Annotated in this window: 19 protein-coding genes and 1 pseudogene; 9 read left to right on the top strand and 11 right to left on the bottom strand. The window is 36.6% G+C overall.

What is annotated here, in order from left to right; all coding sequences use genetic code 11:
- Nucleotides 1–21 precede the first annotated feature (21 nt).
- Nucleotides 22–1,299 (bottom strand): MFS transporter, encoded by a 1,278-nt coding sequence (locus BZK16_RS04210; RefSeq protein WP_077927644.1) that lies wholly within the window; start codon nucleotides 1,297–1,299, stop codon nucleotides 22–24.
- A 93-nt stretch (nucleotides 1,300–1,392) separates the two neighbouring features.
- Here BZK16_RS04210 and BZK16_RS04215 point away from each other — a divergent pair, with 93 nt between their 5' ends.
- Nucleotides 1,393–2,307, top strand: a complete 915-nt coding sequence (locus BZK16_RS04215; RefSeq protein WP_077927645.1) for an Lrp/AsnC family transcriptional regulator — start codon at nucleotides 1,393–1,395, stop codon at nucleotides 2,305–2,307.
- 275 nt (nucleotides 2,308–2,582) lie between these two features.
- On the opposite strand, the gene BZK16_RS04220 is transcribed toward BZK16_RS04215, so the two are convergent.
- The 5 genes from BZK16_RS04220 to BZK16_RS04240 form a co-directional block, all read right to left on the bottom strand.
- Complete coding sequence (locus BZK16_RS04220; RefSeq protein ID WP_077927646.1) at nucleotides 2,583–3,341, bottom strand: HEAT repeat domain-containing protein; 759 nt, start codon at nucleotides 3,339–3,341, stop codon at nucleotides 2,583–2,585.
- A gap of 97 nt (nucleotides 3,342–3,438) precedes the next feature.
- Entirely contained in the window at nucleotides 3,439–4,647 is a 1,209-nt protein-coding gene (gltS, locus tag BZK16_RS04225) for a sodium/glutamate symporter (RefSeq protein WP_077927647.1), read from the bottom strand.
- Nucleotides 4,644–5,594, bottom strand: a complete 951-nt coding sequence (gene hutG / locus BZK16_RS04230) for a formimidoylglutamase (protein WP_077927648.1) — start codon at nucleotides 5,592–5,594, stop codon at nucleotides 4,644–4,646. Before hutG ends, gltS begins: the two co-directional genes overlap by 4 nt.
- A 20-nt stretch (nucleotides 5,595–5,614) precedes the next feature.
- Entirely contained in the window at nucleotides 5,615–6,340 is a 726-nt protein-coding gene (locus BZK16_RS04235; RefSeq protein ID WP_233145187.1) for an IclR family transcriptional regulator, read from the bottom strand.
- A 217-nt stretch (nucleotides 6,341–6,557) separates the two neighbouring features.
- Nucleotides 6,558–7,811: a tetratricopeptide repeat protein gene (locus tag BZK16_RS04240; RefSeq protein WP_158076803.1), complete on the bottom strand. Its 1,254-nt coding sequence runs from the start codon at nucleotides 7,809–7,811 to the stop codon at nucleotides 6,558–6,560.
- Nucleotides 7,812–8,198: 387 nt separating this feature from the next.
- Here BZK16_RS04240 and BZK16_RS04245 point away from each other — a divergent pair, with 387 nt between their 5' ends.
- The 7 genes and pseudogenes from BZK16_RS04245 to BZK16_RS04280 all read left to right on the top strand — a co-directional run bounded on the left by BZK16_RS04245 (nucleotide 8,199) and on the right by BZK16_RS04280 (nucleotide 16,071).
- A complete protein-coding gene (locus BZK16_RS04245; RefSeq protein ID WP_077927650.1) occupies nucleotides 8,199–9,329 on the top strand; it encodes an FRG domain-containing protein in 1,131 nt (376 codons plus the stop codon).
- Nucleotides 9,330–9,520: 191 nt separating this feature from the next.
- The gene (locus BZK16_RS04250; RefSeq protein WP_077927651.1) at nucleotides 9,521–9,916 is read left to right on the top strand and encodes a hypothetical protein; all 396 of its coding nucleotides are present in this window, start codon (nucleotides 9,521–9,523) and stop codon (nucleotides 9,914–9,916) included.
- A gap of 15 nt (nucleotides 9,917–9,931) precedes the next feature.
- Entirely contained in the window at nucleotides 9,932–10,780 is an 849-nt protein-coding gene (locus tag BZK16_RS04255; RefSeq protein ID WP_077927652.1) for an AraC family transcriptional regulator, read from the top strand.
- On the top strand, nucleotides 10,767–11,705 hold the full coding sequence (locus BZK16_RS04260) for an ABC transporter permease (RefSeq protein ID WP_332881363.1): 939 nt from the start codon (nucleotides 10,767–10,769) through the stop codon (nucleotides 11,703–11,705). The genes BZK16_RS04255 and BZK16_RS04260 overlap by 14 nt, the downstream gene beginning before the upstream one ends.
- Nucleotides 11,702–12,637, top strand: a complete 936-nt coding sequence (locus BZK16_RS04265; RefSeq protein WP_077927653.1) for an iron chelate uptake ABC transporter family permease subunit — start codon at nucleotides 11,702–11,704, stop codon at nucleotides 12,635–12,637. Before BZK16_RS04260 ends, BZK16_RS04265 begins: the two co-directional genes overlap by 4 nt.
- Before the next feature lie 224 nt (nucleotides 12,638–12,861).
- Nucleotides 12,862–13,877, top strand: a pseudogene (locus BZK16_RS14960) (siderophore ABC transporter substrate-binding protein); the annotation flags it as partial.
- Between the two features lie 19 nt (nucleotides 13,878–13,896).
- A complete protein-coding gene (locus BZK16_RS04280; RefSeq protein WP_233145188.1) occupies nucleotides 13,897–16,071 on the top strand; it encodes a TonB-dependent receptor in 2,175 nt (724 codons plus the stop codon).
- 60 nt (nucleotides 16,072–16,131) lie between these two features.
- On the opposite strand, the gene BZK16_RS04285 is transcribed toward BZK16_RS04280, so the two are convergent.
- Nucleotides 16,132–16,401: a hypothetical protein gene (locus BZK16_RS04285; protein WP_077927657.1), complete on the bottom strand. Its 270-nt coding sequence runs from the start codon at nucleotides 16,399–16,401 to the stop codon at nucleotides 16,132–16,134.
- A 183-nt stretch (nucleotides 16,402–16,584) separates the two neighbouring features.
- Nucleotides 16,585–16,764: a Fic family protein gene (locus BZK16_RS14550; protein ID WP_269845020.1), complete on the bottom strand. Its 180-nt coding sequence runs from the start codon at nucleotides 16,762–16,764 to the stop codon at nucleotides 16,585–16,587.
- Nucleotides 16,765–17,221: 457 nt separating this feature from the next.
- On the opposite strand from BZK16_RS14550, the gene BZK16_RS04295 reads away from it, so the two are divergent.
- Nucleotides 17,222–17,872, top strand: a complete 651-nt coding sequence (locus tag BZK16_RS04295; protein ID WP_077927658.1) for a GIY-YIG nuclease family protein — start codon at nucleotides 17,222–17,224, stop codon at nucleotides 17,870–17,872.
- Nucleotides 17,873–18,189: 317 nt separating this feature from the next.
- On the opposite strand, the gene BZK16_RS04300 is transcribed toward BZK16_RS04295, so the two are convergent.
- The 3 genes from BZK16_RS04300 to BZK16_RS04310 form a co-directional block, all read right to left on the bottom strand.
- Nucleotides 18,190–19,638, bottom strand: a complete 1,449-nt coding sequence (locus tag BZK16_RS04300; RefSeq protein ID WP_077927659.1) for a basic amino acid/polyamine antiporter — start codon at nucleotides 19,636–19,638, stop codon at nucleotides 18,190–18,192.
- 82 nt (nucleotides 19,639–19,720) lie between these two features.
- Entirely contained in the window at nucleotides 19,721–21,223 is a 1,503-nt protein-coding gene (locus BZK16_RS04305; RefSeq protein WP_077927660.1) for a basic amino acid/polyamine antiporter, read from the bottom strand.
- A gap of 154 nt (nucleotides 21,224–21,377) precedes the next feature.
- Nucleotides 21,378–22,739: a phosphatidylserine decarboxylase family protein gene (locus BZK16_RS04310; protein ID WP_077927661.1), complete on the bottom strand. Its 1,362-nt coding sequence runs from the start codon at nucleotides 22,737–22,739 to the stop codon at nucleotides 21,378–21,380.
- Between the last annotated feature and the right edge of the window lie 307 nt (nucleotides 22,740–23,046).

Consider the following 23,046-nt stretch of genomic DNA (forward strand, 5'->3'; position numbering starts at 1 on the left):
TTTATATCCCTACAATTAATATTACTTTAATTCACTACCTGCCGTTTCAGGCATTTTGATAAATGTGATTAACGAAATCAATGCACTCAAAAGCACTACGAAATAAAAGATTTTTTCCATTTGAATGCTCTGTAACCAAGTCAATAAGTAAGGCGTTGTTCCACCTAAAATGGCAACCATTAAGTTATAAGGGGTACCAATACCAACTGCTCGGATATTTGCTGGGAATTGCTCAGCCATGATTGCTGGTGCAATGGATGAATACATTGCATACAATGTTAAACCGAATAGCTCAATTAATAATAATGTTGTAAATGATGCATTTACAAACTGAATCACAAAATAGAAGAATAATAAGTTGCCGAGTGCAAATGTGATCAATTGTGGTTTACGACCAATTTTATCGGATAAATAACCAAATAAAGGCTGCATAAACATAAAGGCAACAATTGCAATTGTGTTTGCACCGAATGCAATCTTAGGATCAGCACCACCTTGGCGAATTGCGTAAGTTGGTAAATAAGCCATGAATACATAGAACGCATAAGTTGATAATGTAGAGAAACCAATGATTCTCAATGTTTCTACAGGATAATCACGCAAAAGAGTTCTCAATGGTTGTTTTACCGCTTTTTGAGTATGAGCTTCGCTTTCATCATCTGCTTTAATGCTGTAACGCAACCAAATGCCAATCACGCCACCTAAAGCGCCAATGATGAATGGAATTCTCCATCCCCAAGCATTCATATCAGCTTTTGATAAAGTTGTTGTCAAAACCCAACCTAAACCAGATGCTAAAAGGATACCCATTGCCGCACTCATGAATAAGAAGCTTGAGTAGAAGCCACGCTGTTTTATTGGTGCCATTTCAGTTAAATATGTAGATGCAGATGCATATTCACCACCCAAGGACAAACCTTGAATCAATCTTGCTACCACTAACAATAAAGGTGCTGCAATGCCGATGCTCTCATATGTTGGTGTGATACCAATGATCAATGAACCTGCTGCCATCATCACAATGGTCAATGACAATGCATTTCTACGGCCAAATCTATCTGAAAATAAACCGATCAAAAAGCCACCCAATGGTCGCATGAAAAAACCAACAGCAAAAATTGCAAATGTTGCTAATAATGCAGCCGTTTCATTTGTGGATGGGAAAAACTGGTTGCTGAAAAAAATGGCAAATGCTGCGTAAATTGTCCAGTCAAACCATTCAACTAAGTTACCAACACTACCTATTAATATTTTTTTGTATTTAATAGGTTCAGCTGTTGTTGTGTTACTTGCTATCATATATCTCTCCTCGATTCTTTATTATGATACATTCACGACAAATTATCATAAAAAAGACATTATTCAATTCTTTTTTTCAAAAAAAGGACATTCATGTATAAAAAAATTGATGATACAGACAAAGAATGCATCGATTATTTAGTTAAACAGCCATTATCGACATGGAAAGAAATCGCAGAACATCTGGATGTCACCGAAAGAACGATCGCCAGACGAATGCAACGCCTTTTAAATGAAAATATCTTTAGAGTCTTAGGAGAAGTTGATCCTTTAATTTTAAAAAAAGGTGGCGTTCACCATATTTGGATCAAATGCCAACTGGGGTTGATCAACGAAGTTTCCACCAGTTTAAAGAACATGCCAAACTGCAAATTATTACTGAGTTTAACAGGCTCACATGATTTGATGGCTGAATTTCATTTTGATAGTTATGAAGAAATGTTGGAATATACCTTTAACATTATTCCTGCCATCCATGGCATTCATTCATACGAAAACAATGCTGTGCTTAGATATTTCAAACGCGCCAGCAATAGATATTATCATCAAGAAAAAACATTGAGTGAAGATGAAACGAACTTAATTGAACTCTTACTCAAAAATGGTCGCTCAACCATTACTGAGTTGTCATCATCCTTAAACCTCAGCACACCAACCATTAAAGGGATGATTGATCACCTTGTTGAAGAGAAATTTTTGAGTTATAAAATTGACATTGAACCAAATTTGATTGGTTATGCGACTGAAGCCATCATTTGCTTAGAAATCACGCCAAATGAAATGCTAGAAGTTATTAATGTGTTACAAGAGTCACCGTTCACTCGCTGTTTATTAGGCACTAGCGGTAAATCCCAAGTGTTTTGGCATGTGGTGCATTATGACAACCATTCTTTGTGGAACCTTGTAACAGAATTACTGAAAGATTTTAAAAATATTAACCACATGGATTTAAACATTGCGATTCATGCTTATAAACGCAGCGGCCATATCCGACCTGATCTTGCATAATAAAAAAGCCCCAAAAGGGGCTTTTTTTATTCTATTTAGAAATCTGAATGTTGCTTTGGCAATTGCTTAATTTGCTGCTGCAACCAACCTTTGAACAATACGTTTTTATTGTATTTATGCAAATCNTGGAACCTTGTAACAGAATTACTGAAAGATTTTAAAAATATTAACCACATGGATTTAAACATTGCGATTCATGCTTATAAACGCAGCGGCCATATCCGACCTGATCTTGCATAATAAAAAAGCCCCAAAAGGGGCTTTTTTTATTCTATTTAGAAATCTGAATGTTGCTTTGGCAATTGCTTAATTTGCTGCTGCAACCAACCTTTGAACAATACGTTTTTATTGTATTTATGCAAATCATACTCTTCAGGGTAAATCGCTTGAAACTTCGATGCAAAGCGATCATAAGAGAAATCTGCATGCAATGAATTTGCAACTTCTATTAACTTCTCTTTCAAATCTTTATCCACATACATCGGCGCTTTTCTTGGTTTAGAAATATCATAGCCAAATACGATCAAACATGAATATGCAGCGTTTCTTACATCTGTCACAGGATCTGTTTTCATGATCGCCAAAAATTCATCAATCACTTCTTTACACTTGTATTTACCTAGCTTTTTAATGGCATCAATACGCTTTTCGTAACTGCCTTTATCGTGCAATTTCTTCAATAAAGCTTCTAAATCTTGTGGAATGCCTTCAATAAATTTTGGCTTTGGCGCATTCATTGTTTTCAAAACTTCAGCCAAATCTTCACCTTTTTTATAACGTGCACGAATGTTTTGACCTGCATTCAACACATATTGATAAGGCTTTGCCATGGGAGGAATGTTACCTTTTTTAGCCAAGCTTTCGTATTCGTTATAACGAGCTTCGACTCTTTTCCAATCTTCTGGGTATTTTTGTCTAAAGGCAATCACAAACTCATCATCTGAAGCGTCCTTATTCAAGCCTAATAAAACCTCCACAACTTTTTTATCTTTGTCTGGGATGATTACGCCTTTGGATAATCGCTTCTTACTCATACTAACCTCTTAAATTTACGACAAAATGAAACGCCCCAAAAGCTTATGCTAAACATTTGGGGCTTTGTTTCAAAACATTATATATCTTATGGGGATATTATGAGAAATAGTTAATTAACCATGTGTGATATGGGATAGAAACTAAGTCAATCAAAACAGCACCACTGATTGGAACGATCATTAAAGCACGTGTTGATACCATTTTATATCTATCACATACTGATGTCATATTCGCCATTGCATTTGGCGTTGCACCCAAGCCATGTCCCAATAAACCTGCGCACATAACCGCAGCATCGTAATTCTTACCCAATAAGCGGAATACAATGAAAATTGTGAAGACTAAAATCGCAATGGTTTGTAGTACTAAAATAGTTAACAATGGCAATGCAACTTCGCTTAATTCCCAAATTTTCAATGACATCATTGCCATCGTTAAGAACAATCCCAATGACACACCTGATACTAAGTCTATAGATTTTTGATGAACCTTCACCACTGTAAAGTAATCATTCACATTACGCACAATGATTGCAATCAACATAGCACCCACATAGCTTGGCAATGAAAAACCTGTCATCGCTGTAAACTCTTCAGATGCCCAACGACCAACCACCATAACGCCCAAAATTACAGCAAGCATTTTTAAGAAACTATTCACATCCACTGCTTTCACTGCATTTGTTAATGTTTCTGGCGCACCTGGTAAATTTTCACCATTGCCCACCGCCTCAATTTTTACATTATGGCGCTTAATTAGGAAACTAGCCACAGGGCCACCCAAAATGCTACCCGCAATTAAACCAAATGTTGCTGAAGCAATCGCCGCAACCAACATTGATTGATGTCCTAATTCTTCTGCCATTGTACCGAATGCAGCTGCACCACCATGGCCACCTGTTAGCGATACTGCACCAGCCATCACACCCATCACAGGATCAACGCCCAATGCCATTGCTAAACCTGCACCAAATGTATTTTGGAAAATTGCTAAGAACCAGCAAATGCCTAAATAAATGAATAATAATTTACCACCACTTTTAAGCACGCGAAAACTACCATCAATACCCACTGTGGTAAAAAATGCCACCATTAAGAAACTTTGTAAGCTAGTATCAAATTGGAACGTTGCAACATCAGTGCTTTTTAAAATCCATATTAAAATACTGATTAAAAAACCACCCACTACAGGTGCTGGGATACAAAATCTCTCAAAAAAGCTAATACGTTTTTTTAAATATATACCCAATAATAAGCATAATACTGTTAAAAATAGTGTACTCATGGCATCTAATTGAAAATTCATATTGAGTCCTTCGTGATGATTTGTTGTATAAATTGATACGCGATATAAGCAGCTAACTTGCTTGTGTGATTATCAATATCAAATTCAGGGTTGCATTCCACGATATCGAGTAGACGAACCTTTTGGCTTTGGATGATTGGATTAAAAAGCTGTTCAAAAGTTGTGATGGAGATTCCGCGAACAGCAGGCGCGCTCACACCTGGTGCGATATGGGCAGAAAATACATCTAAATCAATCGTAATATAGATATGATCTACTTGATCAATGAATGCTTTAATCTGTGCCAATGAATCTGACATTGAACCATACAGCAAAGCATTATCTTCTAAATAAGTCACATTTAGCGTATCCGCCGTTTGAAACAATACTTTTGTATTGGCATGCTTTGCGATCCCTAAACATAAATAATGAAATGTTTGGTTGTGATCTTTAAGCAAATTAGCAGAATTTAAAAATGGTGTACCTGATGTTGGTACTTCCGCATCTCTTAGATCAAAATGCGCATCGAAATTGATGATCCCGATGGATTCACCTTTATGTTGATTTTGCACATGTTGAAAAATGCCCTGAAAGCTCCCAAAAGCAGTTTCATGCCCGCCACCTAAAACGATTGGTGTTGTACCTTGATCTAATAATGCAGTAATTTTTTTACTCAGGTTTTGTTGAGCAGTTTCCAACTCACCATTTTCGCAAACAACATTACCCATATCTTGAATGGTTACAGGAGTATGAATCGGCAAGCTTGCCATTTGACTACGAATCAAATTTGGTGCATTACGTGCACCTAATCGCCCTTTATTGCGTCGAACGCCTTCATCACAACAAAAACCAATTAAGCCAAAAGTTGGTATTTGATCCACAGCTTCTTCCGCAATCACCTGAAAGAAGCGACGATGGATGGCTTCATCACCATCAAAGCGTCCTGACCAATGAAATTCTTCTGACATATTATTTCCCTTATTGAATCCTAATCTATGTTAATTAATGCTGATATTTCTTGTGATGTTTCTAAAACATCTTCTATCCACTGCTGCTCTTTATGCTCACTTCTAAAAAATGGTGCCATAAGCGTCACAACTGCAATGGTATTTTGATTACGTTTAATGGGTGCTGAAATCCCTAAAACGCCTGGATCAATTTCTCCCATCGTTCTGCCATAACCACGTGATTGAATTAAATCAAGCTCTTCGGTAAATGCTACGGGATCTAAATCTGTATCTGGCAGTGATAAATCAATGATCATATCTCTGATTTCAGGGGCTTTATGTGCCAACAATGTTTTACCACTAGCTCCATAAATCAAGCGATTCACTCGCCCTGGTACAAAGGAACAGCGCAAAGCCTGATGACTTTCTGCCATCGTGATACAAATGGTTTCATAATAATCTGCAACCACAATGGCTGCTGATTCGCCTGTCTTTCGGGCTAAATCAGATAATAGTTGATCCACTTCATCACCAAAGAGCGAGTACTTTTGGTGAAGTGTCTTCCCTTTCAAACTTTGTGCACCTAATGTGTATGCACCATAGCGCTTGGATAACGCAATAAATTCCCACAGCATGAGAATATTTAAATTACGATAAACTGTTGATAATGGAATTTTTAGATCTTCAGCAATGCTTTTAGGAAAAACAGGACAATCAGATGATGATATATATGACAATATATTTAACAATCTATCTGTACTTTTCATATTTCCTCCAAGTTTCAACGTCACAATAATCAAACAACAAATCAACTACAAATAATATTCTCAAATTGCGAGAATAAAAATAAAATATCAATTAGTTAAAATATAAACAATATCATTCCATCATGATTCATATTCTTTACCATTAAATAACCAACATAAAAAAGCCCCCGAATATTCGAGGGCTTTTTACAATACTATGATTAATTTATGGCAATATTTACTGTTTAACTGCTTCCCACAATTCGCATGCTTTTTTTGAATCCAAGTAACAAGCCTTTTCCAACCAAGGTTCAGCGGCTTTAGGATCTTTTTCGCCCAATAATCCTTCTGAATATATTCTGCCAATATTAATCATGGCTTGAATACTTAAATCATGCGTGCCTGTCATTCCTGCATCATGCATTGGGTGGCTTGCTTTTTTGAACCATGATAATGCTGCTGGATAATTCTGTCCTACGCCTAAACCTTCTGTGTACATTAATCCCAAATAGAATTCTGCAACAAGATTACCTTGCTGAGCCGCTTCATTAAAAATCGCCAAAGCTTGGTCGTAATCCTTCATTTCAGCATCTTCAAAATAGATTTGCCCGATTTTAGCAACCGCATTGCTATTACCAGCTTCCACTGATTGATTCAGCCATTTCAGTGCTTCTTCCCTATTTTCAGCTGTGCCTTGCCCATGATAATTCATGATCCCTAAATAATAATCAGCACCTTTTTCTTTGTATTCTGCAGCTTGCAAGAATGATTGATAAGCTTCTGAATAGTTCGCATTCATATATTGCTGTAAACCTTCTAAATAAAAGCTAATGGTAAACTCAATTGGCTCTGCATCCATCAATACACCATCTTTAACAACTGGCTGAAATTTACGATCTTCCTCTGCTTCTCTTTCCGCTCGTGCTTTTTCTAAGGCAATCGCTTCCGCTGTGCCATAAGCCGGCAATACTTCAATTTTATGTGAATCATCACAATATCTAAATTGCCATTCTGATGGTTTAAAATGAGCTTCAGCACCATCTTTAGCTTTCCACCAATATTCATCATCTGTATTAAAACTTAGGCCAGATGGCTTTTCAAACAACGCAACAGACCCTTTTCGGCAGAAAATTGTTGGCGTTGTGCGATCAACCATCCAACCGCCATATTCACCAAACTTTGAAGAGTAAAAATGTACTGGGCCAATTGCTTGATCTTCTGCCAATTCAACCCAACTGCCATCAGTCGCTGAAGCCATGACGCCTGCAATTTTTACAGGCTCTGCAAATCGTGCTTGGTTAAAGCCACTTAAAATCAAAGGGTAAGTTTCTTCGCCATCATCACTCGGGTCATAACGATTGATCAACGTGCCTTTTGGAAAGATGAATTCACCATATTGATGATCATGCTTTAGCACAAAGTTTCTACGCATTTGCTGATTGCGATATTTTTCACCATAGCTTTCTGATAATTGATTCAGTTCTTTTTTCATGCTCAAAGTCTCACATGCAATGACTGATAATATGCCCGTTAATATGAATATTATGATTGAAATCACTGCGAGAATTTTTCGCTTAAAAAATTGCTGCCAAACGGATATTTTTGCCTTGCGAGCCACATAAACAACTCTCACGATGATTAATAATGTGATGAGAATAAAAAATGGCGTGACCCATAAAAGCAGTTCTGCTATATAGAAATACAAAAAAACATTGGGATTAAATGGGATCATAATGAGATTTTTAAATAGTAGTTAGATAATCCTACCTGAGAATTTGAATAATAATCAAGATATAAAAATTCCTAAAGATTCTAAACTTGCAACCATTATGATTCATTTATAAGCTAACTCATCAATAATCAAAGAATAAGGTTTTATATGATTACTAGTGTCACAACATATTTAGAAAAGTTACAAAAAATTCAAAAGTCTATTGAGAACTCAAAAAAATACTCTTTATTTTATAGGGGCGTGTCCAATACAGAATATGCTAAACATGAGAATGATAAGCCTAGTATATATAGAAATACAAAACATATTGAGAATGAACACAATATGTATTACGAACTAATCTCCAAATGCGCAGACGATTTCAAAGATTGTGATAATACCTTTGAACACTTAGTTAAAATGCAACACTATGGTTTTCCAACTAGATTATTAGATATAACATCAAATGCGCTAGTCGCATTATATTTTGCATGTAGTGATGCAAATACAGTAGAGCAAAATAACCTCCCAAATGGGCAAATTATTATTTATAAAATTCTATCCACAGAAATACGAAACTATGAAAGCGATAGAGTTTCATTACTAAGTAATCTAACAAAAGCGCACCCTTATTGTTTATATATAAATTTTATATTAAACGAGCTCACAAAAAACTTAAAACAATTACAAAACTCATTGACGGAATTCAGGCAAGAAATAGCAAATGATAGAGAAATAGAATATGTGGCAAATGATTATTTAAATGAACAAAATATATCCATGCTTACAGACGAATTAAAAGCTAGCAATAGTAAAGATATAGGTGGGGTGAACACATTATTAAGTGATTTAATTCTATTTAATAATAACCCTGTAAATCTAAAGCTATTACAACAATCTCTTAGATCTATCAAAAATTGTCAAAAACATCTTGGAGAGTACTTTTCAAGATATTGTTATTCTCTCAAAAATGAAAAAAATGGTTTTAATAGTGATCTAATTATTGCTAATGACCTTAAAACAGTACAATTTGTAAGACCTAAGCTCACTAATCCAAGGATCATTGCTCAAAGTGGTTTTTTTATCCTATTTGGTCTAAATCCTTTAGTAAGGGATAAATCTGCTCCAACAATTGATGATAATTTTTATGTAGATAAAAGTCATCATATAATCATTGATGCCAATGCAAAAATAAACATACTCAATGAATTAAAATCTTTAGGGATTACTAATGCTACATTATTTCCAGAAATTTCAGATTCAGCAAAAGAAATAGCACAAAAATATGCAGGTTTATAATCTGAAAAATGACTTACTTTCTTGCCCTCATTAATCGATTCCTAATCTAGAAATTTAGTGAGGGTTAAAAATAATCCACCAATTCACTTTTGGCTCGATCACAAAATTTTTTGTCCACTCATCAAAACATATTTCATCTTAATTGCGTATAATAATCATTCTTATTTGTGAATGATTTTTTGGTGAGCAACATGCGGATGGATATTGCGGACTTTCCCATTGTGAAAATGGATTATAGTGCGCCTTATAGAGTTGATTTTAGAGAGATTTTGGATGGCTTGGATGAGCTATTTGCCAAACAAAAACCCTTCGTTATCATTGGCGAGGGCGAATCTTCTCAGGAAGAAGCTGACCAATCCAAAGCCAAAGAAGTTCGCGTGGAAATCGCAGATTGGGCGAACCAACGCAAAGCACTGCTTAATCGTTGGGTTTTATCTTCTTTTATGATCATTTCTGACCCGAAAAAGCTCGAAGATATGCAATTATATGCACCAATTTTTGAGAAGTTTTGGGAATATCCCTTCGTCATGGTTGCATCTAAAGAAGAAGCTTATCAAAAAGCATCCGCTTTGTTGGCTGCTGAATAAACACGGAGCTTCACGATGTTTATTAATCATTTCAAAATCTCGTTGGATTATCCTGATCAAATTGATCGAAAAGTCTTTGTGATTGGCATTGGCTTGATCAGTGAAAGCTGGGAATTGATTCCACATGCCCATAAAAAAGGACAGCTGATTTTTGTCGAAAAAGGCGTCACAAGCTTAGAAACTAAAGGCGGAATATGGAACGTGCCATTCCAAGGCGCTGTGTGGATTCCACCTAATGTAGAGCATCGATCCATCATTAGTGATCATTCCAAGGGACTAATTCTATTCATTGATCCGAATGCTTGCAAACAGCTACCAAAAGAATGTTGCACACTCAGCATTTCTGCCCTTTTGAGAGAAATATTACAAAAAGTTGCCACTTTCCCAGTAGATTATGATGAAGCTGGCTACGAAGGTCAGCTCATTGAAATCTTATTGAATGAATTGAGAACAGCACCTTTGGGTGAGTTGAATTTACCTTTGCCAAGTGATCCACGCTTAAAGAAGCTCACAGATCAGATCATTAAAACGCCGATTGTGAGGGAATCACTCGAAACCTGGGCAAAATCCATCAATATGAGCTCCCGTAATATGTCACGTTTATTCTTAGAAGAAACAGGCATGAGCGTGAATCAATGGCGTAGGCAGTTCCATGTTGTGAATGCCATTTTCATGCTAGGCGAAGGTCAATCGTTGCAGGACATTGCAGAGCAATTGGGTTATACAAGCGCGAGTAGCTTCATCACAATGTTCCGTAAAATTGCAGGCACTTCCCCCAAGCGATTCATGGCTGAACGCCGTGAACGTGAACGCAATCAGAAACACTTCAATATTCCCGCAGGTGGCTTTTATGAATATGAATAAAAGCACCCTGCTCCAAGCTAGTTTATTTGGTGGTTTCTTCCTCGTACTTTGTGTAATTTCCCTATTAATCGGCGCGCAGGATATGTCATGGCTAACGCTGACGGCAAGCCGTTTTCCACGTTTAGCCACACTTGTTTTAACGGGCGTTGGTTTATCTGTTTGTGGGGTGATTCTACAACACATTGTGCGTAATAAATTTGTTGAGCCTGCAACATCAGGTGGATTAGATGCGGCAAAGCTTGGCATTTTAGTTGCACTCACGATGATTCCAACATCCAGTAACGTCGTTCGCATGATCTTTGCTCTACTCTTCTGCTTTGCTTCTAGCTTAATTTTTGTAGGAATGGTGAGCAGAATTCACCTAAAAAGCACGGTTCTCATTCCTGTGATTGGCTTAATGTATGGCGGTGTACTCAGCGCCATTGCAGAGTATTATGCTTATCACAATAATATTTTACAAAGCATGCAAGGCTGGATGTTGGGTGATTTCTCAAAAATCGTGCAAGGCAACTATGAAATCATTTATCTCATTTTGCCGATTGTGGCTCTGACTTATTTATATGCTCAGCGCTTCACAATGCTTGGCATGGGCGAAGGCATCGCCAAAAGTTTAGGGCTAAATTATACAGCCACAGTTGTGCTAGGTTTAATCCTTGTGGCTATTACAGTTGCATCCACTGTAATCACTGTTGGTGCAATTCCCTTTGTGGGCTTAGTCATTCCCAATTTAGTTGCTATGCATTATGGCGATAATCTTGGGCGCACTTTACCGCTTGTGGCTTTGGGCGGTGCATCACTGTTATTGATCTGCGACATCATTGGGCGGTTATTGATTCATCCTTTTGAAGTACCCATTGGCTTAACAGCTGGCAGTATTGGTGGTGTGTTGTTCTTCATACTGATTTTATGGAGAAACCGTACATGAATTCTCGTATTTGGATCATTGTATTTGCATTGGCAATGACATTTCTATTCATCCGCTCAGGATTTGATTTCAATTATCTCATTCCTAAGCGCATCAATCGATTAGCAACTATGATCATTGGTGGCATTTGCATTGCTTGGTCATCCATTATTTTCCAAAGCATCACAAGTAACCGCATTTTAACGCCTGCAATCATGGGTTATGAATCTGTTTATTTGCTGTTTCAATCATTATTGATTCTATTCATGGGCGCACAAAGCTTAGTGATCATCGGCGCGAACACGAACTTTTTATTATCCATTATGCTCATGTTGGGCTATTCGTGGATCATTCACCGTTTCCTGTTCCGCAATGCTCAAAATGATGTGTACGTTCTATTAATGCTGGGCTTAGTTTTAACCATCATCATCAATACATTTACACAATTCATTCAGCTTAAAGTCAGCCCAGGAGAATTCTCAATTTTACTAGGATTCAGCCAAGCTTCCTTTGGCAAAGCTGAACCACAGCAATTGATGATTTCAGCGGTGATTCTAGCTTTTGTGTGCATTGTAGGTTTTAAGCATCTGCCTAAATTGGATGTATTGTCATTAGGGCGCGATCAAGCCATATCACTTGGTGTGGATTACCAACGCACCGTGCGATTGTATCTATTATTGATCGCAATATTGGTAGCAATTTCAACGAGCTTACTTGGGCCAACTGCTTTTATGGGAATTTTCGTTGCCAATATGACTTATGCATTGACGCGCTCATTTAGGCACACAGCCACATTATCAACAGGAGCAGCCATTGCCATTGCAATGTTTATATTGGCGCAACTTGCAGTAGAACATATCTTCAAATACCGAACTACCGTCAGTATTTTGGTGAATTTAGTGTGCGGCACTTGGTTTTTACTATTGATGCTACGCACACGCGGATCAACCTAAACACACTCAACTGGTAACGGCCAATTGAACCATTCAGGCTGTCTTTTAAGACCTAGCCCTAGCTAAACTTTGCCGTAAAAAATGTCAAAAGGAGAATGAACATGATCTTTAACTCAAAGCACAAGTTTGGTGCGATCACTTTATTACTCGCAACTGCTGTTGCCTTGCAAGGTTGTGATCCTAAAACAGCCACAGCTAATATATCTACACAAGCAGATTATGAGCCTATAGCGATTCAGCATCATTTAGGCACAACTGACATCCAACAAATGCCACAAACTGTTGCCGCATTGGATATGAATGAAGTGGACTTCCTAGATCAATTGAACATTCCTGTTGCGGGCATGCCAAAAGATTTTGTGCCACATTTCCTAGCCAAATATAAAACAGCACCGAATATTCAAGATACTGGTGCAATTGTACAACCCAATATGGAAAAGGTTTATGCAACGCACCCTGACTTAATTCTAATCACTTCTCTACAAGCGAATCACTACAAAGAGTTGAGCCAAATCGCGCCAACCATTCATTTTGATGTGGATTATAAAGATAGCCAATCTCAACACATCGAAGTGATCAAAAAACATCTCATGGATTTAGGCAAAATTTTCAAAAAGGAAGATGTAGCGCAACAGAAAGTTGACGAGATCAATGAAAAAGTTAAAGAAACTTTAAATATCACACAAAATCGCCCTGAAAGAGCACTCATCGTTTTACATAACAATGGTTCATACAGTTCATTTGGCTTGAAATCTCGCTATGGTTTTGTGTTCAATGATTTGGGTGTCAAACCTGCAAGCCCTGAAATTGACACAGCATTGCANAAGAAACTTTAAATATCACACAAAATCGCCCTGAAAGAGCACTCATCGTTTTACATAACAATGGTTCATACAGTTCATTTGGCTTGAAATCTCGCTATGGTTTTGTGTTCAATGATTTGGGTGTCAAACCTGCAAGCCCTGAAATTGACACAGCATTGCATGGCCAACCAATCTCTAGCGAATTTATCCTCAAAACGAATCCTGACATTATCTACATTGTGGATCGTACTGCTGTAATGGAAAGTCGACCAACCATCAATGCAGAAAGCTTGAGTAATCCTCTCTTAAAAGAAACCAATGCTTGGAAGAATGGCAAAGTGATTTTTGCCGATGCTGAAGCTTGGTATGTCACAGCAGCAAGCCCTACTTCCCTCAAATTAATCATCGACGATGTTCTCAAAGGCTATCGTGACTAAATCACACAAGGAAATCAATATGCAAATCCCCTATCATCAAAAATCATTGGTTCTAACAGGCTTAACATTCAGCTTGCTTGTGAGTATCACCCCCACATTGGCAGAAGAGAAAACAACAGAAGAAGCAGACAACATTGTCACATTGGCTGGCGTTGAAGTTTATGGTGGCTTAGCGTCCGCAAGCACGCCTTATTCAGGCGGACAAGTGACAACAGGTAGCCGAATCGGTTTATTGGGCAATAAAGACTTTATGGAAACGCCCTTCAATAGCATCAGCTATACAGAAAAATTCATGGAGGATCAGCAAGTTTCAGATATTCAGCAAGTGATTGCTAAAACTGACTCAACAGTATTTTCCAGTGGAATTCCTGGTGAAAGCAACGAAGGCTATTCTATTCGTGGATTCAGCTCAGCTTCTGGCGATGTGACATTGAATGGCTTACCTGGCGTTGCAGGTTATTATCGTAACCTACCTGAAATGTTTGAACGTGTAGAAGTATTGAAAGGCCCTTCTGCATTATTGAATGGCATGCCACCCAAAGGTTCTGTCGGTGGCTCAGTCAACTTAGTGACAAAACGCGCAGGCGATGATCCTTTAACACGCATCACGGCAAATTATATGTCTAAATCTCATTTTGGTGGGCACATCGATTTAGGTCGCCGTTTTGGTCAAGATAAACAATTTGGTGTTCGTTTCAATGGCGTTTATAAAGATGGTGAAACTACCGTTAAAAACCAAGATAAAAAAGCTTCTTTAGGTTCATTAGGCTTAGATTTCCGTGGAGAGCATATTCGTTTATCTGCGGATGTCTATCATAGTAAAGATCGTGTGGATGGTTTAACACGCGGAATCAGTTTAGCACCCGGTGTAGCTGTGCCAAAGCCACCGAAAAAAGGTAACTTATCTTGGAATCCACCATGGGCATTTTATGAGACAACAGATAAAGGCATGATGCTCCGTGCTGAGTTGGATTTAACAGATCAGTTAATGGTTTATGCAACAGGCGGCATTAGCAAAACTGATTTCAATAGCCACATGGCAGCACCTTTAGTCTTTAATTCTGCGGGTGATTTCCGCACGAACTTCAGCGGTGTATCTGATAGCTGGACGCGTAAATCTATGGAATTGGGATTACAGGGTAAAGCAAGTACGGGTTCAATTAATCATCAGTTTGCCATTAACTTCACTCATTACAATGAAGATTATCGTTTAAATGGCTATAGAAGCCTTGGATCTAGCGGTGATTGGGTTAGCAATATTTATAACCCTGTTTGGGGACTAAAACTTCCTCAACCATCGCCAATTCCTGCCATCAGCAAAACTAAAATGCGTTTAACAAGCTTTGGCATCGCAGATACTTTGTCAGCTTTTGATGACAAAGTGCAATTAACATTGGGGATTCGCCACCAACAAGTGATGAATGAAAGCTTCAATGCTATGACAGGCGCGCGCATGGGTGAACGCTACAAAGAAAGTGCAATAACGCCAGCTGCTGCTTTGATTTTTCAAGCAACTGATAAAATTGCATTCTATGCAAACTATACTGAAGGCTTGAATCAAGGCTCTATTGCACCTGCAACAGCCGCTAATGCAGGTGAAGTTTTTGCACCGTATAAAACGAAGCAGAAAGAATTGGGCATTAAATTCGACTTTGGTGATTTTGCACAAACGATCAGCTTATACGAAATCAAACGCCCAAGCAGTTACACAGATCCATCCACTAATATTTTCTCATTTGGTGGCGAACAACGTAATCGCGGTGTGGAATGGAGCTTCTTTGGATCACCATTAGAAGGCGTACGTTTAATGGGCGGTGTTGCTTATTCTGATCCAAAAATCACGAAAACAGCGAATCCTGCTAACAAAGGTAAATTAGCAACTGGCTTACCAAAATGGCAAGGGAAATTGGGTGCAGAATGGGATATTCCACAGTTGCAGGGTATGACTTTGACAGCGAATGTTACAATGATGTCCAAGCAATACATCAATGCGGATAACTCATTGTCTATTCCTGGTCATACTGTATTTGACTTAGGTGCACGATACACAAGCAAAGTTGCCGGCAATCCTATCACTGTTCGTGCTGCTGTAACAAATGTGGGCAATAAAGCTTATTGGTCAAAAGCTAATTTCACAAATTTAGGTATGGGCGCACCGCGCACATTTAACTTATCTGTTACGATGGATTTTTAGGTTAGATTAAATTCATACAATGTAAATGGTAGGGCAAATCACAATAGCTCTACCATAATTTTATTCAAAGGAACCTTCATATTTAGAACATGAAAGTTCCCATGGTTTATTTCTTTTACCATCGACAGCTTTCATAATACCTTCAAGTCTCAATTTCTGAGCTGCCCATCGTAGATCATATTGCCATGTATACAATACATCGCCAGAATTCTCCAAATCTTTTCTATATTTTTCCCATATATACCTAGCAACATCTTTTGGCCAAGCCTTTCCATCAGTTGCTTCTAATGCTTCAATTATCCATGGTTTCATAGCTTCAAGTGTAATCATACATATCTCACTTTATTCCAAAAACTATAATACAATTCATCTTTCACTTTCATAATCACTCTTATAAAGCAATATCAAAAATATTCTAATACTTTATAACTATCCTACGATATCCCAATATCTTTCCAAAGATCTCCATTCTTCCTGTATAAAAAGCTTATTCACCATAGAATGGTTTTTATCTCAACATGATAAACCTAAAACATCATAATAAACCAAACGATTTTCAGCACGAATGATGACAGGTAAATAGTCTACTTGCATTAGGATCAAATTACTCAATAAATGTCCTATACAGCTACTACCATCACTGAATGGATAGATCTTCACAAATTTATTATGGAACATAGCTGCACGAATCACAGGGTGATATTAGTTAAATTCTTCACCATTAAACCATTGAATCAATTCTACCATAGCAATATATAAGATTGGTATGGCACCCTAAAACCAAGCACTTTTTATAAGGTCAGAGCATTTTTGTATTCCATAGAAGCCTGGTGCCTATTTTTTACTCCGTAAACTTTGAATATCAAATACCTGTAAACAATCATCGAGTAATTGATTATCAAATTATTTGCCTTTATTAGAATAAAAAATATCGATCTCAAAAAGATTCATCAGACTTTAGCTAATAGCTGTCATAACAAACTCAACATTCTTATTTGTACCAACACTGTGACTGACAATGGTTCATATAGATGAGTCCAAACATGACACAAATATGATGCCATTTCCCATAGTAATCCCCCTATTAATAATTAAAATTCTATTTTTTATTTTGATAAGATGACATATTGCTAGAAAAAGGAGAGAATCTATGACTGTAGGTTATGTGTATATTTTGGTCAACTCGAGCATGCCTGGATTGATTAAGATCGGTCGAACACTACGTGACTCCCGCGTGCGGGCACGAGAACTCTCCTCAACAGGCGTACCTACATCATTCCAAGTAGCCTTCGAACTGTTTACAGAACATCATGAAGATTTAGAATCGAAAATGCATTATGAGTTGAAAGATTATCGCGTTAATCCTGTGCGTGAGTTTTTTCGCTATCCACTTGATAAAGCTATTGCACTTCTAATCAAATTATCTAAACCAAGTCAAAATCATACAGAACAGTATATGGCTGAAGATATAACGCAACGACTTCAAGAAAAATACCCTACATACATATGTCCTAAGATTGTTGCAGTTAGAATCATTCAAATACCGGAGCGTGTCTGGTTAGAAATTACAACGGAAAAAGAAATTGCCGGATATCTCGTAGATCAAACAATTCAACGTACAGATTTAACCTTCATTACAAATTCAGATGAGATTTTTTTTCGACCAGAAGATGATATCCGCTTGAATGCCGATAAACTGGTGAATAATTACGATGTATATTCCATTGTGATGACTACTGATCTTTTTCATGATGAGGCGTGTCAACACATAGCACGTATACATAAACATTTATTTGAATGATAATAATTCAATTAGCTATATAGCAAAGCAGACCGCTTCTTATGCAGTATATTTTTATTAACCATTTCGGTGGACAGAAAAGTGGACAGACATAAAAAAGCTAATTCAAGCGATTGAAATAGCGTGATTTTTTACTAGATATTTGGTGGAGGCGGGGGGTATTACACTGTCACAAAACGATCAATAATTGCATTATGCATTGTTTATCAAAACATACTAAATTAGCCTAAAACATGAAAATGTACGTGATTGGATCTTTTGTGGTATAAGCTATTTGTATATTATAAAAAAGAACATAACTAACCTTTAAAATTGAATTAAAAAAATACATATATTAATGAAAATATAATCATTAAAGAAAGTAATATTGCCATATAGTTTTTTTCTGTTCTTGATAACGAAATCGTATTATTTATAGAATTTTCTTTAACAGCCCACAGATAAACAGGGATTCCTAGAGAAAGAATTAAAGGAACCATCAAAACATTTTTGATCCCACTTGCATAAATCATAAAGCAACAAAAAATAATTCCAATTACAGAGCTAAGCATTGCAAATATTTTTCCTTTTTTTGCATATTGCTCATAACTATTATTTAGACATATTTTAAATAAAAATGCTGTTGAACCAATATATGCAGGTAAAACAGTTACGGCAGAAATATCAAGCATAGTTCTCCATGCATTATTTGAAAAATAAACTAAAAAGACAACTAATTGCATAATTATACTACTAGACCAAAGTGATGCTGAAGCAGCTCCTTTATAATTTCTCTTTTGAAAAAATTTTGGAAAAGTACCATTTTGGGATGCCACCATAGGAATTTCAGCACAAAGCATTGTCCAAGCAAGCCAACCAACAAGCACAGATATTAAAACACCTATATTCATAATATCTTTACCTAAATCTCCAACTGCTATTCCTAAAACACCCGCTGTTGATGGGGTAGGTATTTGGCTCAATTCATGTTGTGACATAATTCCAAACGGTAAAATGGATATTAATATACAAATAAAAAGAGATATAACAAAGCCAATCATTGTTGCCTTACCGATATCTTTTTTATTTTTTGCCCTATCAGAAAGAGCAACAGCTCCTTCTATACCAATAAAGCTCCACAACACAACACTCATGGGGGCGATAATTTGCTCTATTATTGATCCTAGCGGTTTAACATTATCAATCTTTTCAACACCCCAAATATTACTAAATAATTGATGTTTAGTTATAAAATACCCAACACATACAACAAAAATAATGAGAGGAATTAATTTACCAATAGTTCCAATTGTATTTAAAATACTTGCATTTTTAGTACCAGATAAAACAAGAAAATTAAATCCCCAAATTAATATGGAAGCGCAAATGATTGAAGTAATGTTATTCCCACCTGTAAAATTTCCAGGGAAAAAATAATTCAAAGAATCCATAACCATTACAGCAAAAGCAACATTGCCAAATATTGTCATTAGCCAATAGCCCCAAGCGACAATAAACCCAATAAATGCACCAAATCCTTCGCGTGAATACATATAAACACCTGATTGTAAATCGGGTCTAATATCAGATAAAATCCTAAATGTATTAGCTATAAAGAACATTCCAAAACCCCCAATAAGCCATGCTAAAATTACAGGGCCTAGTGCTGATTGAAGCGCCATACTTTTAGGTAAGCTATCTACCCCGCCACCAATCATAGAACTAACAACAATAGCAATTAATGCAATCAATCCTAGTTTTTGAGCGTTATCTTTATTGCTACTCATAAAAAATTTATTCCTTATTATCAAGTCACCCTATTTTATATTAAGAAAATAGGGTGACCATTATCATGTATGATGCATCACACTATAGTGTTACAACTCCATTCATAAAAAGTATGATAATTAAAATATCTACCGCAATTAAAACACCTAAGTAAATATATTCAAACTTTTCAAAGATAGGACCATTATCTTTTTTTTCTTTTTGTGCCCAAATGAATACTGGTAGACCAATAGTTAAAAGCAATGGGATTAACATCACATATTGTATTTCACTTGCATATAAGATAAATAAACAGAATAATGCACCAAGAATCCCACCAATAACAGCCAGTGTTTTACCAGTTTTAGCATATTTACTGTATTCATTTGTCAAACATAACTTAGAAATGTAGAGCGTAGTCGTAATATATGCAGGCACTACCATCAATGCACTAATGTTATACATTGTGTTCCATGCATTATTAGAGAAATATACCAACAACATTGCCGCTTGCATTACAGCACTACTAATCCAAAGCGAAACGCTCGCTGATTGATTCTTATTAGTTTTAGCAAATGCTTTTGGAAATGCACCTTTTTCCCCTGCAACCATTGGAATTTCAGCACACACCATCGTCCAAGCTAACCAACCAGCAAGAACAGAGATGATCAAACCAACGCTCATTAACCAATTACCCCATTCACCCACAACTTTTTGTAAAACACCTGCTGTTGAAGGGTTTGCAACTGCTGCTAGCTCAGTTTGAGTCATCGCACCAAAAGGCAATACTGAAAGCAAAATATAGATCACTAATGCAACGATGAATCCTAGCAATGTTGCTTTACCAACATCTTTTTTATTCTTAGCACGACCCGAAAGTACAACAGCGCCTTCAACACCAATGAATGCCCAAAGTGTTACAGTCATAGGTGATAAAATTTGTGACAATAAAGACACTGGTTCTGACTTCGTACCTACTTCTGTCACGATCTGTGGATCCATACCCCAAAAGTTACTAAATAACTGTGAATAATCAATCAGCACACCCAAAATTAGTACAAATAATACAAGAGGGACCAATTTAGCAATCGTGCCTAATGTATTAATGAATCCTGCAACTTTTGTTCCTGATAGAACGAGGAAATTGTAACCCCAGATTAAAATAGAACCACAAATGATTGAATTTAAATTGTTACCATTCGTAAATACGCCAGGGAAAAACTCATCGAATGCATCCATTAAAATAACAGCAAATGCAACATTCCCGAATGCTGTCATTAACCAGTAACCCCATGCAACATTAAAGCCTATGAAAGAGCCAAAGCCTTCTTGTGCATACATGTAAACACCAGCTTGTAAATCTGGTCGTATATCAGAAAGAATACGAAACGAGTTAGCAATAAAATAAATCCCTATTCCTGCAATCACCCATGCAATAAGAACAGGGCCCACAGCAGAACTTGCAGCAGTATTTTGTGGCAAACTAAAAACACCACCACCTAGCATTGAACCGACAACAATAGCTATTAAGGCGAGAAGACCAAGCTTAGCTCCACGACTATCTGCAGATACTTGACCACTAGTAGTTTGATTTTGAGTGCTCATATAATTGACCTTTCTTTAAAATTATAATTAACAGATAGATATCAACCACATTCATCATGCTTTTATAATCGCTATTTCCAAAAAGAAACAGCGATTAATATTATTGAATTACCTAATCGTATTTAGACAGGTTTTTAACATATAAATTAATATATTAAACAACATCAATCCATTTACCAATTTGTGCACCAATATTGATCGTAATACCACCGACACTTGCACTACCTTCAGGTAGAATTGGTTCTTTAGGAATCAAGTTACCTTCTGCATCGATGAAAATGAGCTTTTTGTTTGGTATTTTTTGGTAAATCATCACAAAAGAAGATCCACCATAATTAAATGCCCCCATCTCTTCGCCTTTCAGAACAGACGCACTTTTTTTCATTTTTTCATCAAATGAAATGGTTGAAACCTCACCCATTCCTAATGGTAAACAACAAACATAACCGTAATCTTCAGTTTTAAATACAATTAAACCACGAGCATTAACTTGGATTGAGTATGGCAATGATGCTGTTGTTGCACCTGCAAAATCAGGAATTACCACTTTGTTAAAATAATCACCTGGAATAACAATTGGGTCGAATAATACGTCACCATTAACAGGCACCCACCATCTATGGAAGTTATAAGGGTTTAGGTACGTTTGGAAAATGGTTCCGCCTTTAAACATATTCACAAGATCGTATTGATCAATCAAAGTTTGCTGCTCTTTATCTGAAGAGCTCAAGATATCTGATATCGAATAACGCATATCTTTAAACCAAAATACATCAGTCTCCAATACATTGTCTTGCCATCTGAACACTGAACCATCATTCGGAGAAATAACAGTTTGGTTTGATTCTGGGACAGCAATTGGTCGTTGCTTTGCTTTATCTTTAAATTGTCGAGTGAAAAATGAGTTCCAAGATTTCCAGTATGGCAATGTTTCTGAATCTTTCGCCCAATCATCAAATTGATACTGAGCTTTCGCTTTATCTGATAACCATTGCTCGCCTTCTTTACCAAATAACTCTGTACCTGATTCTGGATGATCTAAGAATAAAAACCATTCATGTAGAATTTCTTTCATAACTTCGTTAAACATTGGCAAACTGAAAAGTGCAACCCCACTTAAAGTTGGATCCAAACCAACAACCCAAGCTGAATAAGGCAAACCAACCAATTCATTATCTACAAACTGAGGCGCTTGTTTTAAAATGGTATTAAAGCCATGTAAAAACGTTTCCGTATCTTTAATTCTAGGGATCATAATATGATCAGGATTATCTTGTCCCTTTTCACAAGCTTCAACTAGATTTTTATTTTTATTACAAGCATCTTCTACGAGATACTTGATAACAGGATTACCTTCAATAAAATCTGCTAATTTTTGAACACTTGGTGCATATTCTTTTCGTTCTGCACTATGTATTTTTTCATGAAAGGCTGCTAATACTTTGCTGGAGCGTGTCATCCATCCACTTTGTACTTCATGCGGACAACCATTCAGTAACTCTTGTTTCTTATCCATTTGGTACCCCTACTTATTAAATATAATGTCAATAATATTAATTGAGTAATGTCACATAAGCATGAAACAGAATAATTCTATTGTCTAAAAATTGAATTCCAATAAGAAAAAAGCAAACAATGTGTCTTGTAATGTAATAACCAATATAATCAAAGAAACATCACCAATTATAATTTAGATATCACGAGTCCTTTATCTTGAGTAGAATAGCTTTATTAAAAACTCCTTCTTGGTTTTGGATAATATATTAAGATTATCACTCCCATTAAATTAATGGAATACGTTAGTATTAAAAAATAACACAGCA

The organism is Wohlfahrtiimonas populi (genome assembly GCF_002006795.1).
Classification (GTDB): domain Bacteria; phylum Pseudomonadota; class Gammaproteobacteria; order Cardiobacteriales; family Wohlfahrtiimonadaceae; genus Wohlfahrtiimonas; species Wohlfahrtiimonas populi.